Origin of the sequence: Ensifer sp. ENS06 (genome assembly GCF_014852205.1) — a bacterium.
GTDB classification, from domain to species: Bacteria; Pseudomonadota; Alphaproteobacteria; order Rhizobiales; family Rhizobiaceae; genus Ensifer; species Ensifer adhaerens.
In genome coordinates, this window is the sequence record NZ_JACVBC010000001.1 from 66,069 (window position 1) to 87,557 (window position 21,489).

Annotated in this window: 16 protein-coding genes; 3 read left to right on the forward strand and 13 right to left on the reverse strand. The window is 62.7% G+C overall.

Annotated elements, in window-relative coordinates; all coding sequences use genetic code 11:
* Window positions 1–125: 125 nt before the first annotated feature.
* Window positions 126–476, reverse strand: a complete 351-nt coding sequence (locus tag IB279_RS00330) for a hypothetical protein (protein ID WP_089043077.1) — start codon at window positions 474–476, stop codon at window positions 126–128.
* Between the two features lie 565 nt (window positions 477–1,041).
* Here IB279_RS00330 and IB279_RS00335 point away from each other — a divergent pair.
* Window positions 1,042–1,530 carry a hypothetical protein gene (locus tag IB279_RS00335; RefSeq protein ID WP_060519453.1) on the forward strand — a complete coding sequence of 163 codons (489 nt, stop codon included), beginning with the start codon at window positions 1,042–1,044 and terminating at the stop codon, window positions 1,528–1,530.
* A gap of 27 nt (window positions 1,531–1,557) precedes the next feature.
* Here the strand turns inward: IB279_RS00335 and IB279_RS00340 are convergent, their stop codons facing one another.
* From IB279_RS00340 to IB279_RS00350, 3 genes are all read right to left on the reverse strand, one after another.
* Window positions 1,558–2,517, reverse strand: a complete 960-nt coding sequence (locus IB279_RS00340; protein ID WP_034804910.1) for a YbhN family protein — start codon at window positions 2,515–2,517, stop codon at window positions 1,558–1,560.
* 475 nt (window positions 2,518–2,992) lie between these two features.
* Window positions 2,993–4,384, reverse strand: a complete 1,392-nt coding sequence (locus IB279_RS00345; RefSeq protein WP_089043078.1) for a M20/M25/M40 family metallo-hydrolase — start codon at window positions 4,382–4,384, stop codon at window positions 2,993–2,995.
* A gap of 230 nt (window positions 4,385–4,614) precedes the next feature.
* The gene (locus tag IB279_RS00350) at window positions 4,615–5,058 is read right to left on the reverse strand and encodes a MarR family winged helix-turn-helix transcriptional regulator (protein ID WP_060519455.1); all 444 of its coding nucleotides are present in this window, start codon (window positions 5,056–5,058) and stop codon (window positions 4,615–4,617) included.
* A 511-nt stretch (window positions 5,059–5,569) separates the two neighbouring features.
* Here IB279_RS00350 and polA point away from each other — a divergent pair.
* Together polA and purU are read left to right on the forward strand one after the other, a co-directional pair.
* Window positions 5,570–8,578, forward strand: a complete 3,009-nt coding sequence (gene polA / locus IB279_RS00355; RefSeq protein WP_112770776.1) for a DNA polymerase I — start codon at window positions 5,570–5,572, stop codon at window positions 8,576–8,578.
* Between the two features lie 236 nt (window positions 8,579–8,814).
* The gene (gene purU, locus IB279_RS00360; protein ID WP_051659688.1) at window positions 8,815–9,669 is read left to right on the forward strand and encodes a formyltetrahydrofolate deformylase; all 855 of its coding nucleotides are present in this window, start codon (window positions 8,815–8,817) and stop codon (window positions 9,667–9,669) included.
* Between the two features lie 57 nt (window positions 9,670–9,726).
* Here purU and IB279_RS00365 read toward each other — a convergent pair whose 3' ends face one another.
* The 9 genes from IB279_RS00365 to IB279_RS00405 form a co-directional block, all read right to left on the reverse strand.
* A complete protein-coding gene (locus tag IB279_RS00365; protein WP_034804901.1) occupies window positions 9,727–10,371 on the reverse strand; it encodes a TetR family transcriptional regulator in 645 nt (214 codons plus the stop codon).
* 51 nt (window positions 10,372–10,422) lie between these two features.
* Window positions 10,423–13,563 carry an efflux RND transporter permease subunit gene (locus IB279_RS00370; RefSeq protein ID WP_034804897.1) on the reverse strand — a complete coding sequence of 1,047 codons (3,141 nt, stop codon included), beginning with the start codon at window positions 13,561–13,563 and terminating at the stop codon, window positions 10,423–10,425.
* A gap of 9 nt (window positions 13,564–13,572) precedes the next feature.
* Window positions 13,573–14,796: an efflux RND transporter periplasmic adaptor subunit gene (locus IB279_RS00375; RefSeq protein WP_034804880.1), complete on the reverse strand. Its 1,224-nt coding sequence runs from the start codon at window positions 14,794–14,796 to the stop codon at window positions 13,573–13,575.
* Window positions 14,797–15,052: 256 nt separating this feature from the next.
* Window positions 15,053–16,054, reverse strand: a complete 1,002-nt coding sequence (locus IB279_RS00380; protein WP_034804877.1) for an ABC transporter ATP-binding protein — start codon at window positions 16,052–16,054, stop codon at window positions 15,053–15,055.
* 13 nt (window positions 16,055–16,067) lie between these two features.
* On the reverse strand, window positions 16,068–17,132 hold the full coding sequence (locus IB279_RS00385) for a Gfo/Idh/MocA family protein (protein WP_060519458.1): 1,065 nt from the start codon (window positions 17,130–17,132) through the stop codon (window positions 16,068–16,070).
* Window positions 17,129–17,968, reverse strand: a complete 840-nt coding sequence (locus tag IB279_RS00390; protein WP_034804872.1) for a carbohydrate ABC transporter permease — start codon at window positions 17,966–17,968, stop codon at window positions 17,129–17,131. Before IB279_RS00390 ends, IB279_RS00385 begins: the two co-directional genes overlap by 4 nt.
* Before the next feature lie 11 nt (window positions 17,969–17,979).
* The gene (locus tag IB279_RS00395; protein WP_034804869.1) at window positions 17,980–18,930 is read right to left on the reverse strand and encodes a carbohydrate ABC transporter permease; all 951 of its coding nucleotides are present in this window, start codon (window positions 18,928–18,930) and stop codon (window positions 17,980–17,982) included.
* A gap of 342 nt (window positions 18,931–19,272) precedes the next feature.
* Window positions 19,273–20,532: an ABC transporter substrate-binding protein gene (locus IB279_RS00400; RefSeq protein WP_034804866.1), complete on the reverse strand. Its 1,260-nt coding sequence runs from the start codon at window positions 20,530–20,532 to the stop codon at window positions 19,273–19,275.
* A 57-nt stretch (window positions 20,533–20,589) separates the two neighbouring features.
* Window positions 20,590–21,486, reverse strand: coding sequence for an N-acetylmuramic acid 6-phosphate etherase (locus IB279_RS00405; protein ID WP_060519462.1), 897 nt, complete (start codon window positions 21,484–21,486; stop codon window positions 20,590–20,592).
* Window positions 21,487–21,489 lie beyond the last annotated feature (3 nt).

The window sequence follows — 21,489 nt, forward strand, 5'->3', positions numbered from 1 at the left end:
GGTGAACTTTAAATGCGGCAATTTAAGGGGTGGTTAAGAAAGTCGTTGTGAAAAAGCCTGATGGTTCAAAACCTTGACGGTGAGGCGCGCATGCGCCTCCAGGTCCGAGCCTGGCTCGCCGGTTCTCACTGGATGGCGTTTCGAAGCGGAGTCTCTTCGACCGATGCCGTGGGGCTCACCGGATAGGGATCGGTGAAATCGTAGAGCCATTGGCTGAAAGGCATCCGCAGCAGCACCCGCTTGCCCAGATGGTTCATGGCCACCTCCTCGCAGTCGGCGGCCGGGAAGGCCCGACGGCCGCACATGCCGAGCGGGCTGTCGATCAGACGGAAGCCATGTCCCTGATAAACGAGGGCCGTCATCGCTTTGAGCTTGAGGGAGCCGGGCGGCAGCACCACGAGACGGAGGCTGGCAAGCCAGGTCGCAAGAATCAGGACAACGATGAGGGCGGTCGGAATCTGGAGCAGCAATTTCATTTGAGCGCCTGCAATTACTGAGTGAAAATTTATTCTTGGCTTACACGTAGATGTATGTCGAAAAAGCTGAACAAAAGGAACCTGCCATCAGTAGTTGTGGTTTCTATGAGGTTATCGGTCGCGGCGGTCCTCCGGATGCACCATCCGCGATCCGACGTCAGGGACGATGCCTTTGGCCCTGCCTTTCCTTCACGATTTTGTGCAGTGCAAAATGATGTCTTGAAATTGTTGCGGCGCATAACTATTATACGACTTATCGAAGCGCTGCACCTCCTCCCGCGGCGCCCGATGCGGATCGGCGGCACTCCTCCTCCCAGCTGCCGATCAAGTTCGAGAGCCCCGTGTACCTCCTCCCACACGGGGCTCTTTTCATTTTGCGCTTACGCCCGCGGCTTTCTGCTCATCGGCGTGACGCCGCCCACCGCCTCCCAAATTTACTGAGTCAAACGGATCGCCGGTGCCGCGCCGGACGGTGGCTGGCCTCGTTATCGATCCGCTCGCGAATCCTGCTATGGCTTCGCCTCATTGTTGTGTTCGGCTGCCCGCGCGACAAAGGAGGACTGCCATGAAGCTTCGATCCACCGTCTTTGCCCTCGGCGCATTTGCAGCCCTGAATGGCGAAGCTCTGGCGCAGGACAGCGTCGCCTATGTCGATGACCGGTCCGATGGGGCCGCGCTCGTCCGCTCGCTCTACAACGCCGTCAACCGCAAGGAATATGCCCGCGCCTATGGTTATTTCGGCGAATCGAAACCCGTCGGCGGCTTCAAGGCCTTCACCCGCGGCTATGAGCGCACGGTGTCTGTCGAGATCAAGGTCGGCAAGGTGAAGACGGAGGCCGGGGCGGGCAGTATCTATTCCGCCGTTCCCGTCGCGGTGAAATCGATCGAGAAGCGGGGGCGGGTGCGGTTCTTCGCCGGCTGCTATCTCGCCCGCATCATCAATCCGTCGCTGCAGGTGCCGCCGTTTACACCCTACCAGATCGAAGCGGCGCGCCTGCACGAGGTGAAGGGGCCGCTCGAGCAGGCGCTGCCCACTGTCTGCAACGCGCCCTGATATCCGTGATGGACGTGGTCCCTTCGCCTAGGGGAGGTCGCTTCCCTTTGGCGGCTGGCGCTCCGCCACGAAACGCGCCCGCTCGAACACCAGGATCACGATCAGCGCAAGCACGAACGGGATGACGAGGTAAAGCAGCCGGAAGATCGCAAGCGCCGCAAGCACGGCAGCCGGGTCCATTTCCGGCAAGGCGGCGATGAAAATCAGCTCGAGTACGCCAAGCCCGCCGGGCGCATGCGACAGAAGGGCTGCCGAAAAGGACGCAAGGAAGATCCCGAGAATGACGATATAGCCCGGATTTCCCGCTTCCGGCAGGGCGAAATAGATGATCCCGGCGGCGCCGATCAGCTCCACCGGAGCGATCACCAGCTGCCGGAAAACGATCTTCGGCTTCGGGTAGTGCAGCTGGAACCAGCGCGTGCGGAACGACGGCAGCCCGACGAGACTGCCGATGACATAGAGCCCGATGACGATGAGGATGAGCACGCCGGTCGTGAGCGACATTTCGACCGGCAGGAACTCGGCAAAACGCTCGATGATGTCGGGCCGTACCAGAAGCACGACGGCCGATAGAACCAAGGTCCCGAGCGTGAAGGTGAAGGAGCAGAAGGCGACGAGAACGCCGACTTCGCCCGGGGAAAGCCCCTTGGAGCGGTAGGCGCGGTAGCGTACGACCGCGCCGGAGAACACCGAGGCGCCGAGATTGTGCGACAGCGCGTAGGTCGTGAACGAGCAGAGCGTGATGAACCAGAGCGAAATGCGGTGGCCGAGGTGGTCGAGCGCAAGTCGGTCGTAGGCCGCCAGAGCTGCATAGGCGAGGAGCGTCGAGCCGATCGCCAGAAGCCAGCTCCTCAGCGAAATCGCATTGAAGCTTGCGAGAAACTCGTCGAACGACAGGCCGCGCAGCTCATGATAGAGCGCGTTCACCGAAAACAGGATCGCCAGAAGGCCGACAACGGGCCAGAAATAGGTCTGCAGCCGCTTCATGCCGGTGCCGCGATGGATGCGAGGGCGTGGCGGGGTTGTTTCAAGGACACTTCCGTTGCAGCGGCCGGAGGGTTTCTCCGAGCGGAGACGTTCAGTTTTCTGAGCCGCTTTGTCATAACGTCACGCCCGCAGCGCGACGCTTCGGTCCTTACCCTTGCCAACGATCCGATTTCCCTTTGTGATTTGTTTCACAAAAAGGAAGCACCTGAGACCCCGGAGGTCAAGGATTGACGGCCCGCCGACAACGGAGAAACCGCCGGGAAACAGTGAAGGGGAAACGGTAAAGCGTGGACATCCCGCCGATCGGGCAGAGATGCATGCGCGTCGATGGAGCGCTTGCGCGCGAGGGCTGCATCAGCTCCAGCCACGCAACCAAAGCGAAGAAGCCGTGGCGGAAGGCTCCGCCACGGCTTCCGGGGTCAAGTGACTCGGGCGGGATGCGCGCAGAAAATCGCGCCCCTTCCCGCACCGATCATCAGGCGGCGAGCGCGTCGAGGATACGGATCCAGGAGCGGATGCCCTTGTGATAGGACTGCAGCTCGTACTTCTCGTTCGGCGAATGGATGCGGTCGTCGGAAAGACCGAAGCCGACGAGCAGCGATTCCATGCCGAGCATCTTCTGGAAGTCGCCGACGATCGGGATCGAGCCACCCATGCCGATGATGACGGCCGGCTTCGGCCACTCGTCGGACAGGGCCACCTTCGCCGTGTTGAGCAGCGGCGATTCGTATGGAAGATGGATCGCTGGCGAACCACCATGGGCATGGAACTCGACCGAGCAGTCGGCCGGAACCTTGGAGCGCACATAAGCGCGGAAGGCTTCGCGGATCTTTTCCGGGTTCTGGTTGCCGACCAGGCGGAAGGAAACCTTTGCCGAAGCCTCGGCCGCGATCACCGTCTTGAAGCCTTCGCCGGTATAGCCGCCGGTGATGCCGTTGACTTCCGCGGTCGGCCGCGCCCAGGTCAGTTCCAGCACCGAGCGGTTCTTTTCACCCGACGGGATCGAAAGGCCGATTTCGCCGAGGAACTTCTCTGCCGTCTGGCCGAGCGTTTCCCAGGCCGCCTTGATCTGGGCCGGGGTCTCTTCGACGCCGTCGTAGAAGCCTGGCAGCGTCACGCGGCTGTTTTCGTCATGAAGGCCGGCGAGAATGGTGGTGAGGATGCGGATCGGGTTGGCGGCAGCACCACCGAAATAACCGGAATGCAGGTCGCGGTCGGCAGCCCGGACGATGACTTCTTCGCCGACGAGGCCGCGCAGGCCAGCGGAGATCGCCGGCGTATCGCGGTCCCACATGCTGGTGTCGCAGACCAGCGCATAGTCGGCCTTGAGTTCGGCGGCATTGGCTTCGAGGAAGGGCTTCAGCGACGGCGAGCCGGATTCCTCTTCGCCTTCGAATAGGATGGTGACGCGGCAGGGCAGGGCGCCATGCACGTCCTTGTAGGCGCGCACCGCCTCGACGAAGGTCAGGAGCTGGCCCTTGTCGTCAGCCGTGCCACGGCCGGTGATCACCTTGCGGCCGGGTTCGATTTCCTTGATGCCGGGCTCGAACGGATCCGTGTCCCAGAGGTTCAGCGGATCGACCGGCTGTACGTCATAGTGGCCATAGAACAGCACATGCGGCGCATCGGGCTTGGCGCCGTCATGGTGGGCGACGACCATCGGATGGCCGGGGGTGTCGCGCACCGATGCGGTGAAGCCGAGGCTGTTGAGTTCGGCCACCAGCCATTCGGCCGCCTTGCGGCATTCCGCCTTGAAGGCCGGGTCGGTCGAGATCGACTTGATCCGAACGAGGTCGAACAGCCGGTCGAGGCTCCTTGGCAGGTTGGCGTCTGCGCGTTCGAGAACGGGGGTGATGTCAGCCATCATGCATATCCTTGCTTCAAGTTTCGCCGGAACCTACTGCATGTGCCGCCAAAGCGAAATCGATTTGAGCGATTTTGGGCCGAGGTCTCAGGTGACGGTGAACGGAGAGCCCGGCGCGTCGGCAAGGTGAGCGCCGGGGCGCCCGGATCGACGCGTCTGCCCCCGCTTTAGAACGGGGGAACGCCCGCTTTAAGCCAATTTTTTTGATGGAATGATCATAAGGGGGTGGTGCGTCAGGCGCGACTGTCGCTGCGTGCCACGCTCGCGAGCGCCATGCGCATATATTCGAGCATCAGTTCGCGTTCGAAATTCCTGAGGCCGGCAAGCAGCGACTGGTCGGCGGCAAGCGCTGCCTCCTTGGCGGCCGCCTCCATCTCCTTTGCCTTTTCGGTGAGGTAGATCTGCTGCGAGCGCTTGTCCTGCGGATGCTTGCGGCGGAGGATGAGCCCGTCGCGCTCCATGCGCGAGAGCGTGTTTGCCATCGTCGCCTGTTCGATGTCGAGGCGATCGAGCAGTTGTTTCTGCGTCAGGCCTTCCTCGGCCCAAAGCTCGAGCAGGATGGGAAACTGACCGGGCGCAAAACCAAGCTTCTGGCCGCGCTCGTGAAGCGCGCGCGAAAAGCTCTTAGCCAGCAGGCTGGCCAGGTAGGTCGCAGATTCCATACGATTGAAGGCCATGCCTATCGGTACGCCCGAACCGCCATGAAGACAAGTTACAATGCAGGCGATGGACCTTGAGACCGCCGGGTCTCACCGGGATTTGAGCGGAGGTGATCGGACGGCAGAAACAAAAAACCGTCACGGTGCGGAGGCGGCGCCGTGACGGTCTTTTGAAAACGGGACAAAGGCCCGGAGAGGGGGATAAGGCCTTTGTCCTCATCTGGTGCGGGCGGGGGACAGGCCAATCACCAGAAGACGGCATCACTCGGTGCCGTTGAGTAAGATTTGAGGATTCAAATGTGGCTTTTCAAGGATACCAGGGCTGAATCGGACATTACAAATATGTAACGTTTGCGTGAAGCCGAACGGGCGCTTGCGAAGCCTTTTGGCGCTCGATCCCAAGGCGAAATCAGCCCCCGTTTTCGCAATCCGCGGTGGCGATCGCGGCCACCGCGACCGGTGGAGAATGTAGTGTCTGGCGGGAAAACCGCAATGGACCTTTGGCTTGCCCCGCGCTATCCATTTGCCCATGAAAAACGGTGATCATCTCTTCCTCGTCGACGGCTCCGGATTCATCTTCCGGGCGTTCCACGCCATCCCGCCGCTCAACCGCAAATCCGATGGCCTTCCGGTCAACGCGGTATCGGGTTTCTGCAACATGTTGTGGAAGCTGCTCACCGATGCGCGCGACACCTCGGTCGGCGTCACGCCGACCCATTTCGCGGTCATCTTCGACTATTCGTCGAAGACCTTCCGCAACGCGCTCTACGATCAGTACAAGGCGAACCGCACGGCGCCGCCGGAAGATCTGATCCCGCAGTTCGGGCTGATCCGTCACGCGACCCGCGCCTTCAACCTGCCCTGCATCGAGAAGGAAGGCTATGAGGCCGACGACCTGATCGCCACCTACGCCCGGCTTGCAGAAGCCGCCGGCGCCGGCGTCACCATCGTCTCGTCCGACAAGGACCTGATGCAGCTCGTGACCTCGAACGTGTCGATGTACGACAGCATGAAGGACAAGCAGATCTCGATCCCGGAAGTGATCGAGAAATGGGGCGTGCCGCCGGAAAAGATGATCGACCTGCAGGCGATGACCGGTGACTCCACCGACAATGTCCCGGGCATTCCCGGCATTGGCCCGAAGACGGCGGCACAGCTGCTCGATGAGTACGGCGATCTCGAAACGCTGCTGGCCCGCGCCGGCGAGATCAAGCAGGCCAAGCGCCGCGAGAACATCATCGCCAATGCCGATCTCGCTCGTCTGTCGCGCCAGCTCGTCGAACTCAAGACCGACACGCCGCTCGACGTTCCGCTCGAAGAGCTGAGCCTCGAGCCGCAGAACGGTCCGAAGCTGATCGCCTTCCTGAAGGCGATGGAATTCACAACGCTGACGCGTCGCGTCGCCGCCGCGACCGGTACGGACGCCGATGCCGTTGAAGCAGCCTTGGTGCCGGTAGAATGGGGCGCCGAGGCGCGCGGCCCTGATCTCGACAAGGGAGATGGGGCGGAAAAGGTCAGCGAGGGCTCCTCCACCGCGGCTGCCGCCCGTGGCGAGGCTGCGCAAGCCGCCGCCGTCCTGTCGCGTGCCGGCGAAGCGAATGGCGCGGACGCGACGCCCGAGGCGCTCGCTGCGGCACGCGCTGAAATCTTCGCCAAGGCGCCGATGGATCAGAGCGCCTATGTGACGATCCGCGACATCGCCACTCTCGACCGGTGGATATCGGACGCGCGCGAAGCCGGTGTCGTCGGCTTCGACACGGAAACGACCTCGCTCGATGCAATGCAGGCGGACCTCGTCGGCTTCTCGCTGGCGATCGCCGACCACAAGGCCGACCCGACCGGCGCCTCGATCCGGGCGGCCTATGTGCCGCTGATCCACAAGACCGGCGTCGGCGACTTGCTCGGCGGCGGGCTCGCCGAAAACCAGATCCCGACCGCAGAAGCCTTGAGCCGGCTGAAGCGCCTGCTGGAGGACCCTTCGGTCCTCAAGGTCGCCCAGAACCTGAAATACGATTACCTCGTGATGAAGCGGCACGGCATCACCGTCGAAAGCTTCGACGACACGATGCTGATGTCCTACGTCGTCGATGCCGGCAACGGCACCCATGGCATGGACTCGCTGTCTGAGCGCTGGCTGAACCACAAGCCGATCGCCTACAAGGACATCACCGGAACCGGCAAATCCTCGGTGACCTTCGACTTCGTCGATATCGACCGGGCAACCGCTTACGCGGCTGAGGATGCGGACGTCACGCTCAGGCTCTGGCATATCCTGAAGGTTCGATTGGCCGCCAAGGGGCTGACGCGCGTCTATGAGCGGCTGGAGCGACCCCTGGTTGCCGTTCTGGCACGCATGGAAGACCGCGGCATCACCGTCGACCGCCAGATCCTCTCGCGGCTTTCGGGCGAGCTCGCCCAGGGCGCAGCCGGGCTCGAGGACGAGATCTACAAGCTCGCTGGCGAAACCTTCACCATCGGTTCGCCGAAGCAGCTCGGCGATATCCTCTTCGGCAAGATGGGCTTTGCCGGCGGCTCGAAGACCAAGACCGGGCAATGGTCGACCTCGGCACAGGTTCTGGAAGACCTGGCAGCCGAAGGCCACGAACTGCCACGCAAGATCGTCGACTGGCGACAGCTGACCAAGCTCAAGTCCACCTATACCGATGCGCTTCCGGGCTTCGTCCATCCGGAGACGAAGCGCGTGCATACGTCCTATGCGCTTGCCGCCACGACCACCGGCCGCCTGTCGTCGTCCGATCCGAACCTGCAGAACATTCCGGTGCGCACCGCCGAAGGCCGCAAGATCCGCACCGCCTTCATCGCAACGCCCGGCCACAAGCTCGTCTCGGCCGACTACAGCCAGATCGAACTGCGCGTGCTTGCCCATGTTGCGGACATTCCGCAGCTTCGCCAGGCCTTTGCCGATGGCGTCGACATTCATGCGATGACCGCATCGGAAATGTTCGGCGTTCCGGTCGAGGGCATGCCGAGCGAAATCCGCCGGCGCGCCAAGGCGATTAACTTCGGTATCATCTACGGCATCTCCGCCTTCGGCCTTGCCAACCAGCTGTCGATCGAGCGCTCCGAAGCCAGCGACTACATCAAGCGCTATTTCGAGCGTTTCCCCGGCATCCGCGACTACATGGAGGGCACCAAGGTGTTTGCCCGCGAGCACGGCTACGTCGAGACGATCTTCGGTCGCCGCGCCCACTATCCGGACATCCGCTCGTCGATCCCGTCGCACCGTGCCTTCAACGAGCGCGCCGCGATCAATGCGCCGATCCAGGGCTCGGCCGCCGACATCATCCGCCGCGCCATGGTGAAGATGGAGCCGGCGCTGGCCGAGGCGAAGCTTTCGGCCCGCATGCTGCTGCAGGTGCACGACGAACTGATCTTCGAGGTCGAGGACGCCGAGGTCGAAAACACCATTCCGGTTGTCGTCTCGGTGATGGAGAACGCCGCCATGCCGGCGCTCGACATGAAGGTGCCGCTGAAGGTCGATGCGCGCGCGGCGACCAACTGGGACGAGGCGCACTGATCTAGTCGGTGCACACCGGGTTTTTGATGGAAACCTCTCAGAAAACCTCAAAAGCCGAATGCGACGAATCTTGCAGCGCCCGGGGGCATTCCATGCTCCCGGGCGCCTTTCCATCAGGATGATAGAAAGCGTCAGTCGTCGCAGCCGGAACGATTGCCGGCGCGTTCAACTCCTCATAGGCAGCCTTTGGGAAGGGGCTCGAGCCTCATCCGAAACGGCTGCAATCGGAGGAGATCATGGCGCCGAAGACCTTCATTCTTGTCCTGTCCTGCGACGACAAACCCGGCATTGTCGCCGCCGTCACCACGGAGCTTGCCGCCCTTGGCGCAAACATCGCCGAGAGCAACCAGTTCTGGGATACCAAGACCAACAGCTTCTTCATGCGCATCGCCTTCCAGGTTGCAGCGAGCGTTCAGGCTGGTGATGTCGAGCGGGCGCTTCGCCCGGCCGTCGAGCGTTTCCAGATGCGGACCACGCTCACGGATGCTGCGGTCAAGCCGAAGATCCTGGTCCTCGTCTCCAAGTTCGACCATGCGCTCCTGCACCTGCTTTACCAGATCCGTGTCGGCTGGTTGAACGCGGAGGTCGTCGCCATCGTCTCCAACCACGAAGACAGCCGGCGTACGGCTGAAGCCGAAGGGCTCGCCTATCACTGTTGGTCGGTATCGAAGGACAACAAGGCCGAGCAGGAGGAAAGGCTTCTGCGACTGGTCCAGGAGACCGGCGCCGATCTCGTCATCCTTGCCCGCTACATGCAGGTGTTTTCCGACAATCTGTCGAAGCGCCTCTACGGCAAGGCGATCAACATCCACCATTCGTTCCTGCCGAGCTTCAAGGGCGCCAAGCCCTATCATCAGGCGCATGAGCGTGGCGTGAAGCTGATCGGGGCGACGGCGCACTACGTCACGCCGGACCTCGACGAAGGCCCGATCATCGAACAGGAAACCGAACGCGTCAGCCATGCCTTGACGGCGGAAGATTTCGTCGCCACCGGCCGCGATATCGAAAGCCGGGTGCTGGCGCGCGCCGTCAAGCTGCACCTGGAGCGGCGCGTCATGCTCAACGGTCACAAGACGGTCGTGTTCAGCTAGAGGGTTCCGGAAGGCGCCTCATGTAGCCGGTACTCACAGGGGTGCCGGCTACAGCTGTTACAGGCGGGCTACGACGGCGGTCGCGGTAACGGCCGGCGCGCGGAAGCTGGCAAAGAGCCGGCTCAGGCCCTCGCGTCCCTCGGCCGTCAGATCGAAGGTGCGGCCGAACAGCAGCCATTCCGTACAGAGCCCGAGCATCATCCAGTGCAGGGTCCGCGTCGCGGAGGCGGGGGTCCAGGTCTCGTGCATCTGCCCCTTGGCAAGCGCGCGGGAAAAAGCGAGTTCGAGCACGACATTGTGGTGCTCGTCGAGTTCCTTCTGGCGGGCGAGGACCTCGCCCAGGTCGCCGTCGTAATTGGTGCGCAACATGATCGTCAGAATGCGCTGGCGCTGCTCGTCGGCGGCCAGAACATCCAGCCAGTCGCCCATGGCACCTTCGAGGATGGAGAGTGTATCGGCAGCTTCCGCTTCGATCTCGCGGGCGACCATGTCTTCCTGCGGCAAGGGCACAGCGTCGTGCAGCGCGAGGAACAGGTCGGTCTTGTTGGCAAAGTGCCAGTAGATGGCGCCACGGGTCACGCCGGCGGCCTTGGCTATTTCTTCGAGCGTCGTGTTCGAGACGCCCTTTTCGTAGAAGACGCGCTCGGCGGCGCTCAGGATCTTCTGTCTTGTTGCTTCTGCATCGGCCTTTGTTCGGCGCATTCATTCCTCCTCATGCGACGGCCCGCCAGAGGCGGGCCGTCCAGTCTTGTTTTATTCGGCGGGTGTCGGGTTTTCTGCGGCTGTCGGTGTGTTCTCCACCTTCTTTCGGCTGAAAAGCTTCGTGACGAACACGAAGAAGACAGGAACGAAGAAGATGGCGAGCACCGTTGCCGAGATCATCCCGCCCATGACGCCCGTGCCGATGGCGCGCTGGCTGCCGGAGCTGGCACCCGTGGCGATTGCCAGCGGCAGAACACCGAGCGTGAAGGCCAGCGACGTCATCAGGATCGGCCGGAAGCGAAGATGTGCCGCCTCCAGCGTCGCGTCGATCAGCGACTTGCCCTGCTCACGCAGTTCCTTGGCGAACTCGATGATCAGGATCGCGTTCTTGGCCGAGAGACCGATGATCGCGATCAGGCCGACCTTGAAGTAGACGTCGTTCGGCATGTCGCGCATCATCACGGCGAGCACCGAACCGATGACGCCGAGGGGAACGACCATGATCACCGCCACCGGGATCGACCAGCTCTCATAGAGGGCTGCAAGGCACAGGAACACCAGAAGGCACGACAGCGCGATCAGGAGAGGCGCCTGGGTGCCGGACTGGATTTCCTGCAGCGACTGGCCAGTCCATTCGTAACCGAAACCTGCAGGCAACTGGCCCGCCAGCCGTTGCATCTCGGCGATCGCGTCACCCGAGGAGTAGCCGTGGGCGGCTTCGCCGCTGATACGGACCGACGGGTAGCCGTTGTAGCCGATCGTCTGGGTCGACGCCTTGACCCACTCCACCGTCGCGAAGGCCGACAGGGGCACCATGCCGCCATTGGCGTTGCGGACGTTGAGGTTCAGGAGGTCGGCGGTCTGCATGCGCTGACCTTCGTCCGCCTGCACCGTTACGCGCTGCATGCGTCCGGCATTGGGGAAGTCGTTGACGTAGGACGAGCCGAGGTTGGTCGAGATCGTCGAGTTGATATCGGCGAAGGTCACACCGAAGGTGTTGGCCTTCTCGCGATCGATCGTGACGCTGACCTGAGCCGCATCGGGCATGCCCTCGAAGCGGACGCCGGAGAGCACCTTGCTCTCAGCAGCCATGCCGAGCAGCTGGTCGCGGGCCTGCGACAGCGCCGCCTGGCCGAGACCGCCACGGTCCTGCAGGCGGAACGAGAAGCCGCCGGTGGTGCCGAGGCCCTGGATCGCCGGCGGCGACAGCGCGAAGCTGATCGCATCCTTGATCTGGCTCATCGCCATCGTCGCCCGCATGGCGATCGACTGTGCGGCGTTGTCGGCGTCACGTTCCTTCCAGTCCTTCAGCGTCACGAAGGCGAGCGCTGCGTTCTGGCCGGTACCGAAGAAGGAGAAGCCGTTGATCGCGATGATGCGTTCGACTGCCGTTTCCTGGCCAAAGATCTTCTCGGCCTGCTCCACCACCTCGGTCGTGCGGTTGCCGGTCGCTTCCGACGGCAACTGCATCATGACGATCACGAAGCCCTGGTCTTCGTCCGGAAGGAACGACGACGGCAGCTTCATGAACAGCCAGCCGAGACCGGCGAGCACCGCGACATAGACGATCATGTAGCGACCGGTCCGGTGGACCAGGCGCTTCACGATGCCGCTATAGCCGTGCGACGTCTTGTCGAACGAGCGGTTGAACCAGCCGAAGAAGCCACGCTTGGCGTGATGATGACCCTTCGGAACCTGCTTCAGGAAGCTCGCGCAGAGCGCCGGTGTCAGCGACAAAGCGAGAAGTGCGGAGAACAGGATCGAGACGACCATCGTCAGCGAGAACTGGCGATAGATCACACCGACCGCGCCCGGGAAGAAGGCCATCGGAATGAACACCGAGGCGAGAACCAGCGTGATGCCGATGACGGCGCCGGTGATCTGCTTCATCGCCTTGCGGGTGGCTTCTTTCGGCGTTGCCCCTTCCTCGGACATGATGCGTTCGACGTTTTCGACGACGATGATCGCATCGTCGACGAGAATGCCGATCGCCAGCACCATGCCGAACATGGTCAGAACGTTGATCGAGAAGCCCATCGCCAGCATGACCGCGCAGGTGCCGAGGAGCGCCACCGGCACGACGAGCGTCGGGATGATGGTGTAGCGGATGTTCTGCAAGAACAGGAACATCACGATGAACACCAGCGCGACCGCTTCGACCAGCGTCGAAAGCACCTTCTCGATGGAAACGGCGACGAAGGGCGAGGTGTCGTAGGGAACCGAATATTCGAGGCCCTGCGGGAAGAACTTCGCCAGTTCGTCCATGCGTTCCTTGATGGCGGCCGAGGTCGACATGGCGTTGCCGCTCGGCGAAAGCTGGACGGCGATAGCCGCCGACGGCTTGCCGTTCAGGCGCGTCGAGAAGGCGTAGCTTTCGCCACCGATCTCGATGCGGGCAACGTCGCGCAGGCGGACGGAGGAGCCGTCCGGATTGGCGCGAAGCACGATCGCACCGAACTCTTCGGCGCTTTCGAGCTGACCCTTGACGACGACGGGCGCGCTGATCTGCTGGGTGATCGGGTTCGGCTGTGCGCCGATCGAGCCCGAAGCGATCTGGGCGTTCTGCGCCGTGATCGCATTGGTCACGTCCGCAGCCGTCAGGTTCAGACCCAGCATCTTGTCCGGATCGAGCCAGACGCGCATCGAGCGTTCCGTGGCAAACAGCTGCGCACGGCCGACGCCGGGCACGCGCTGAATTTCGCTAAGCACGTTGCGGCTTAGATAGTCGCCGAGACCGATGGCGTCCATCGAGCCGTCGGTCGAGGTGAGCGCCACGATCATCAGGAAGCCGGAGCCGGCTTCATCGACCTGGACGCCCTGGCGCTTGACCGAATCGGGCAGGCGCGGTTCGACGCGGCGAACGCGGTTCTGGATGTCGACGGCCGCCTGTCCCGGATCGGTGCCCGGTGCAAAGGTGGCGCTGATTTCGACCGAGCCGGAGGCGCTGGAGGTCGACTCGAAATAGAGCAGGCCTTCGACGCCGTTCAGCTCGTCTTCGATCAGTCGCGTGACGCTCTGATAGGTGTCTTGCGACGAGGCGCCGGGGTAGCTCGTGTTGATGGAGATCTGCGGCGGCGCGACGTCAGGATATTGCGATACCGGCAGAAGCGGAATCGCAATGACGCCGGCGACCATGATGAAGATCGCCACCACCCAGGCAAAAATAGGCCTGTCGATGAAAAAACTAGGCATCAATCAAACTCACTTTGTAGCTTCGGCAGGCTTTTCGTCGGCAGCGGCCGTCGTCTGCGCTGCTTCGGCAGTCGGCTTGGCGTCCGGGTTCCAGTCCGTCGGCTCGACGGGAGCACCGGGGCCGATCTTCTGGAAGCCTTCGACGATGACCTTTTCGCCGGCCTTGATGCCGGAGGTCACCTGCCAGCGGGTGCCGATCGTGCGGCCGAGGGTCACGTTGCGGAACTCGACCTTGTTGTCGGCGCCGACGACATAAACCTGCGACTGGCCGGCGTTGTTGCGCTGGACGGCCTGCTGCGGAACGGTGATCGCGTCCTTCTCGACGCCCTGCTGCACAAGTACGCGAACATACATGCCGGGAAGCAGGTCGTTGTCGGGGTTCGGGAATTCGCCGCGCAGGGTCACCTGGCCGGTCGTCGCGTCGACGGCGGCTTCCGAGAACAGGAGCTTGCCCTTGTGCTCATAGGTGGTGCCGTCGTCGAGCACGAGCTGGACTTCGGCTTCCTCGCCGTCGCCGTTCATCATCTGGCCGTCCTCGAGCGCCTTGCGCAGGCGGATGAGGTCGGTCGCCGACTGGGTGAAGTCGGCGTAGAGCGGGTCGAGCTGCTGGATCGTCGCGAGATTTTCCGAGCTGTTGGTGCTGACGAGCGCGCCTTCGGTGATCAGCGCACGGCCGATGCGGCCGCTGATCGGTGCCGTCACGTCGGCATATTGCAGGTCGAGCTTGGCCGCAGCGAGGCCGGCTTCGGCGATCGCGACATCGGCGTCGGCGGTAGCTAGCAGCGCAGCCGCATCTTCCAGCTGCTGCGCGGCGACGACGTTCGCCTTCTTCAGCTGCTCCTGGCGATCGGCCTTCTGCTGGGCCTGCTGGCGAATGGATTGGGCGCGCCGAAGCGTTGCCTCTGCCTTTTCGACCTGGACGCGGAAGGGCGCGGGATCGATGCGGTAGAGCACGTCACCGGCATTGACCTTGGAGCCCTGCTGGAAGACGCGTTCGACGACAATGCCGGAAACGCGCGGACGGACCTCGGCGACACGGGTCGCCGCGATGCGGCCCGGAAGCTCGTTGGTGATCGGCAGGGTTTCGGTCTTGGTCGTGAAGACCGCGACGGCGGACGGTGGGAATGCGGCGGCGCCCTGTTGTGCTTCCTCTTTCTGGCAGCCGGAAAGAAGAATCACAGTTGCCAAGGCGGCGGCCAGTGTCGGTCGGTTCATGCGCATAGCGATGTCCATATTCGGTGACCGCAGGCGACAGGTGCATCTCGCAAGGTGCCCGTGCGGTCCGGAAGTGAAGGGGAGCGAGACCGGTATTGCTTGGGGAAAATACCGGAAAGCTAATATACAAACACAAATGTATGTTAAATCGCTTTGCAGCGCAACAGAGTCATTCAGCACGGCTATTCAAAAAATAAATAAGCCGCCACAAGGGGTTAGTCCCGTGGCGGCTGGTTTTCACGCAGCTGTGATGAGGCCTTAGCCTCAAAACGGATCAGGCGAGGACGCGGTCGTCGTCGCCGAAACGGTGCATGGCACCGACCGTCGGCGTCGCATAAACGATGTCGTCAGGCGCGTAGCGATGTTCGCCGAAGAGGCGGACGGTGATGGTGCCGACCTGCTCGGAATCGATATAGACGATGGTGTCGGCGCCGAGGTGCTCGACATGCACGACCTTGCCCTTCCAGTCGCCGCTCTCGCGTGAAAGCGCCATGTGCTCCGGGCGGATGCCGATCGTCTTGGCTTTGACATCCCCGAGCCGGGCGCCCTCGATGAAGTTCATCTGCGGCGAGCCGATGAAGCCAGCGACGAAGACGTTGGCCGGGCGATTGTAGAGATCCATCGGCGAGCCGATCTGTTCGATCTGGCCGGCGTTGAGGACGACGATCTTGTCGGCGAGCGTCATCGCCTCCACCTGGTCGTGGGTCACGTAGATCATCGTTGCCTTCAGGCTTCGATGCAGCCGGGCAATCTCAAGCCGGGTGTTGACGCGCAGCGCCGCGTCTAGGTTCGAAAGCGGCTCGTCGAACAGGAAGAGCTTCGGTTCGCGCACGATCGCGCGGCCGATCGCCACGCGCTGACGCTGGCCGCCCGAAAGCTCCGCCGGGCGACGGGCGAGGTAGGGATCGAGCGACAGCATGTTCGCTGCCTTGCCGACCTTGTCCTCGATCTCCGCCTTCGGAGCGCCGGCCTGTTTCAGGCCAAGGCCCATATTGTCCTTCACCGACAGGTGCGGATAGAGCGCGTAGGACTGGAACACCATGGCGATGCCGCGCTTGGCGGGCGCCACGTGGCCGACTTCCGTGCCGTCGATCTGCACGCTGCCGGAGGTCGCGTCCTCGAGACCGGCGATGGTGCGCAGCAAGGTCGACTTGCCGCAGCCCGACGGGCCGACGAAGATGACGAACTCGCCGTCCTTCACCTCGAGGTCGATGCCCTTCAGCACCTCATGGCTACCGTAGGCCTTGCGGATGGATTTGAGTTGAAGCGATCCCACCTGGTTGCCCCCTTTAAAGTTTGACTGGTCTGCCGGTGCGCACGCTTTCGTCTGCGGCGAGGCAGATGCGTAGCGACTGCACGGCGTCGTTCATGTGACGGTCGAGGTCGATGTTTTCGCGAATGGCCTTCAGCACATAGGCCTGCTCGCGGTCGCAGAGTTCCTGGTGGCCGGGCTCGCCGTCCATCTTCAGGTCCTCGTCGGCTTTCAGGAAACGGCCATCGGGACCGGTTTCGGCATTGTGCAGCCGGATCACCGCGGTCTTTGTGTGCATGTCGATGTCGTCGGACTTGGCATTCTGGTCCATGACGATCGACACCGATCCCTTCGGCGACATCACGTCCTTCACGAAGAAGGCGGTTTCCGAGATCATCGGCCCCCAGCCGGCTTCATACCAGCCGGCCGAACCATCCTCGAAGATCACCTGCAGGTGACCGTAATTGTACATGTCGGGCGCGATCTCGTCGGAGAGACGGAGCCCCATGCCGCGCACTTCCACCGGCTTGGCATCGGTGATCTGGCACATGACGTCGACATAGTGCACGCCGCAATCGACGATCGGCGACGTCGTCTTCATCAGCGACTTGTGCGTCTCCCAGGTCGGGCCGCTGGACTGCTGGTTCAGGTTCATGCGGAAGACATAGGGACCGCCGAGCTTGCGCGCTTCGGCGATCAGCCGGATCCACGAGGGGTGATGGCGCAGGATGTAGCCGATCACCAGCTTGCGGCCGTGCTTCTTCGCAGCCGCGACGACGCGCTCGGCGTCGGCGACGGTGGTTGCGAGCGGCTTTTCGACGAAGACGTCGGCGCCGGCCTCGAACGCCATGACCGCAAAGTCCGCATGGCTGTCCGAATAGGTGCAGATCGAGCAGAGCTCGGGCTTCAATTCGGCCAGGGCCGTCTTGAAGTCCGGATGGATCGTGTAGCCGCTCAGTTCCTCCGGCAGCGGCACCTTCGAGCGGTTGACGAGGCCGACGATCTCGAAGCCGGGATTGTTGTGATAGGCGAGCGCATGGCTGCGCCCCATGTTGCCGAGCCCCGCGACGAGGACCCGGACCGGTTTGCTGCTTGCACTCACTTGACTGCTCCTGCCGTGATGCCGCGGATCAGTTGCCGCGAGAAGATGACGTAGAGGACGAGAACCGGAAGGATGGCGAGCGACAGTGCCGCCAGAACCGCGTTCCAGTTGGTGACGAACTGGCCGATGAAGATCTGCGAGCCGAGCGTCACGGTCTTGGTGGCTTCGGCCGGCGCGAGGATCAGCGGGAACCAGAGATCGTTCCAGATCGGGATCATCGTGAAGACCGCGACGGTTGCCATGGCTGGACGGACGAGCGGCAGAACCAGGCGGAAGAAGATTGAATACTCCGACAGCCCGTCGATGCGCCCGGCGTTCTTCAAGTCATCGGAGACCGTGCGCATGAACTCCGAGAGAATGAAGATCGCGAGCGGCAGGCCTTGGGCCGTATAGACGAGGATCAGTGCCGTCAGCGTGTTGACGAGGTTGGCAGCGACCATGCCCTGCAGAATGGCGACGGTGCCGAGACGGATCGGGATCATGATGCCGATCGCGAGATAAAGGCCCATCAGCGTGTTGCCGCGGAAGCGGTATTCCGACAGCGCGAAGGCGGCCATCGCCCCGAAGAGCAGAACCAGCGCGATCGAGACGATTGTGACGATGAAGCTGTTCTGGAAATAGGTGGCGAAGTCGCCCTGGCCGAGGACGGTCTGATAGCCGATCAGGCTGAAGGTCTGCGGCGTCGGGATCGTCAGCGGCGCCCGAAAGATCGCGTTGCGATCCTTGAATGAGTTGATGATCGTCAGGAACACCGGAAATAGCGAGATGAGCGTGTAGGCGATGAGCGCTGCATGCACGAAGCCGGTGCGGAGAAATGAATCGCGTGCTTTCGACATCTCCGGTCTCCTCAGAACTGGTAGCGGCGCATGCGGCGCTGAATGACGAAGAGGTAGAGCGAGACGCCGGCGAGGATGATGAGGAACATCACCGTGGCGATCGTCGCGCCCATCGAGCGGTCGCCGAGCTGCAGCTGGAAACCGAAGAAGGTGCGGTAGAGCAGCGTACCGAGAATGTCGGTCGAGCCGTCGGGACCGGCAAGCGCGCCCTGCACCGTGTAGACCAGGTCGAAGGCGTTGAAGTTGCCGACGAAGGTCAGGATCGAGATGATGCCGATGGCCGGCAGGATCAGCGGCAGCTTGATCTTCCAGAACTGGCTCCAGCCGGTGACGCCGTCGCATTCGGCAGCCTCGATCACCTCATCCGGAATGTTGAGCAGGGCGGCATAGATCAGCATCATCGGGATGCCGACATATTGCCAGACCGAGATCAGCGACACGGTGATGAGCGCCGAGCCCGGCTTGCCGAGCCAGGGGGCAAACAGCGACTTCAGGCCGACGAGGTCGAGCATGCCGGGTGCCACGCCCCAGATCGGCGACAGGATCAGCTTCCAGATGAAGCCGACGATCACGAAGGAGAGCAGCGTCGGCAGGAAGATCGCCGTGCGGTAAAAGGTGACGAAGCGCAGCTTCGGGATCGACAACATGGCGGCGAGCGCAACGCCGATCGGGTTCTGCACGCACATGTGGATGATGAAGAAGATGACGTTGTTCTTCAGCGCATTCCAGAAGTCGTGCGCCCAGCGCTCTTCGCCAAACAGCGTCTGGAAATTCGCAAGGCCGACAAAGGTCGACTGGCCGTCGACCGTGTTGAACAGCGAAAGCCTGAGCGTCTCGATCAACGGCAGGATCATCACCGCCGAATAGACCAGGAAGGCCGGCAGCAGGAAGACGAGGATGTGCCAGCGTTTCGGCCGCCTTGCGGTCGGCTGTCCCTCTTGCACTGAAAGAGCGTCACTCATGGATCCATCCGTTTCTAGAAGACCGGTCCCCAGACAATCATGATGCGCACCGGCGCCACGCGGCCGGTCGCGCCGCATGCCGTCTGCCCCTTTATCGAGGGCTCATGACGAAGGTTAAGTCTATCGCGTTCTTTTGCAAACGACTGCGTCGGTGGCCTCCCACTGTGGGAGGCCGGTGACGCTTCGGCTGGGGGAGTGCCGTGATTCGGCATGTCGCCCCGCCCGGTCCCTACGGCATCCTTAAATCCATCCGGCTAAAGGTGCTCTATGCACGTCCAGAACGTGCGGCGCTGTAGGGCCGACCCTCCCCAAGAAGGGGAGGGAACCTGTTGCGCTTACGTCTTACTTCGCCGGCTTGTACCAGGCGTCGAGGCCCTTCTGCAGCTTCTCGGCGGCAACCTCAGGCGTATCCGTGCCGTTGATCACGTTGGCCGATTCGACCCAGGTCTCATTTTCCAGGCTCGGGGTGCCGCGTGCCAGGATCTGGTAGGTCGAGCGGATCGTCGGCTTGCACTTTTCGCGCCAGGAGACGAATTCCTGGGCGAGCGGATCGGTCATCTTCACCGGGGTCGAGTTGAGGCTGAAGAAGCCCGGCAGTGCGTTGGCGTAGATGTCGGCGAACTCAGGCGAAGCAACCCAGGTCAGGAAGGTCTTGGCCTGCTCGGCATGTGCGCTCTTGGCATTGAGGCCGATACCGATGTCGTTGTGGTCCGAAATGTAGCAGGTGTCGCCAGCGTTTTTGACCGGCGGCGGGAAGGCGCCCATCTTGAACTGAGCCTGGGTGTTGAACAGGCCGATCTCCCACGAGCCGGCCGGATAGATGGCGGCACGGCCGAGGGTGAAGAGGTTCTGGCTGTCCGGGTAGGTCTGGGCTTCGAAGCCGTCGCCGAGATAATCCTTCCACTTGGCAAGAACGCGGTAGGGCTCGACCCACGGCTCGTCGGTCAGCTTCTGCTCGCCCTTGATCAGCGCGGCACGGCCTTCCTCACCCTTCCAGTAGTTCGGGCCGATGTTCTGGTAGCCCATGGTTGCGGCTTCCCAGAGATCCTTGGTGCCCATCGCCATCGGGATGTAGTTACCGTCGGCCTTGATCTTGTCGAGGGCAGCGAAGAATTCCGCTTCCGTCGTCGGGATCTGGATGCCGAGCTGGTCGAAGGCGTCCTTGTTGTAGATGAAGCCGTGGATGACTGATGCCATAGGCACGCAGAAGGTGGCCTTGCCGTCATCGGTGGTCCAGGCGGACTTGGCGACCGGCGAGAAGTTTTCCATGCCCGGCAGGCTCGTCAGGTCGGCGAGGTGCTTCTTGTTGTAAAGTTCGAGCGAGACGTCGAACGGACGGCAGGTGACGAGGTCGCCTGCGGAGCCGGCGTCGAGCTTGGCGTTGAGCGCGGCATTGTATTCGGTCGGTGCCATCGGGGCGAACTTGACCTTGATGCCCGGGTTCTTGGCTTCGAAGGCCGGGATCAGCTTTTCCTGCCAGATCGCCAGGTCGTCGTTGCGCCAGCTTTCGATGGTCAGCGTCACGTCCTCGGCGTGCGCCAGCCCGGCCGTGCCGAGAATGCTCGACGCAAGCAGCAGGCCCTTGATAGTCGTACGGGTCATTCAGCTTCTCCCTCTTATGTTGCGCCGTTTTGGCGCGGTTTGAATCCCAGGCTTATGTCAGGCCGTGACGATATCGATCGCCCGGCGCAGGTTCTGTCTGGCCTCTTTCAGTGCCGCCTCCGCGACCGCAACGTCCTTCGCGCCAGAGGCGAGAAGGATTGCGACCTTGACCGAGCCGGAGGCCATGTTGATCAGCCGGCCGGCCTCGCCAGCGCTGATGCCGGTAATGTCGGTAACGATGCGGATTGCGCGGCCGTGCAGCTTGATATTGTCGGCGCGCAGGTTGACCATGTGGCCGTCGAGGACGTGCCCGAGTTGAATGCCGACCAGCGTCGAGAACATGTTGAAGGCGATCTTCTGCGCGGTACCGGCGCCCATGCGCGTCGAACCGGAAACCACTTCCGGCGGCGTCTGCAGAAGGATCGAAACGTCGGCGTCCTTGAACAGCGCCGCACCAGGATTGTTGGCGACAGCGATCACCTTGGCGCCGAGCTTGCGGGCCTCGTCGGCCGCGGCGAGCGCGTAAGGGGTGGAGCCGCTGGCGGAAACAGAAACAAGGCAGTCGCCCGCGCCGATGCCGGCCTTGCGGACGTCGTTGCGGGCAAGGTCCATGTCGTCTTCATAGCCGCCCGCAAGGTCGCTCAGGCTGGCGGTGCCGCCGGCAAGCAGAACGACGATCTGGTCCTGGGGAATGCCGTAGGTGCCGGGCAGTTCGAGCGCATCGGCCATGGCCATCAGGCCGGAACTGCCAGCGCCCGCATAGGCGAGACGCCGGCCGGATGCGAGGGATTCCGCCGCGAGCGATGCGGCAGCCGCAATCGACTCGATCGCCGCGTCGACGGCCTTGGCGGCTGCCTGCTGGCCGGACGCGAGCAGCCGGAGCGCCAGCGCCGGATGCATAAGATCCAGGCCCTTGGCGTTGTCGTGGCGCTCTTCGGTCTTGGCTGACGGCATGGG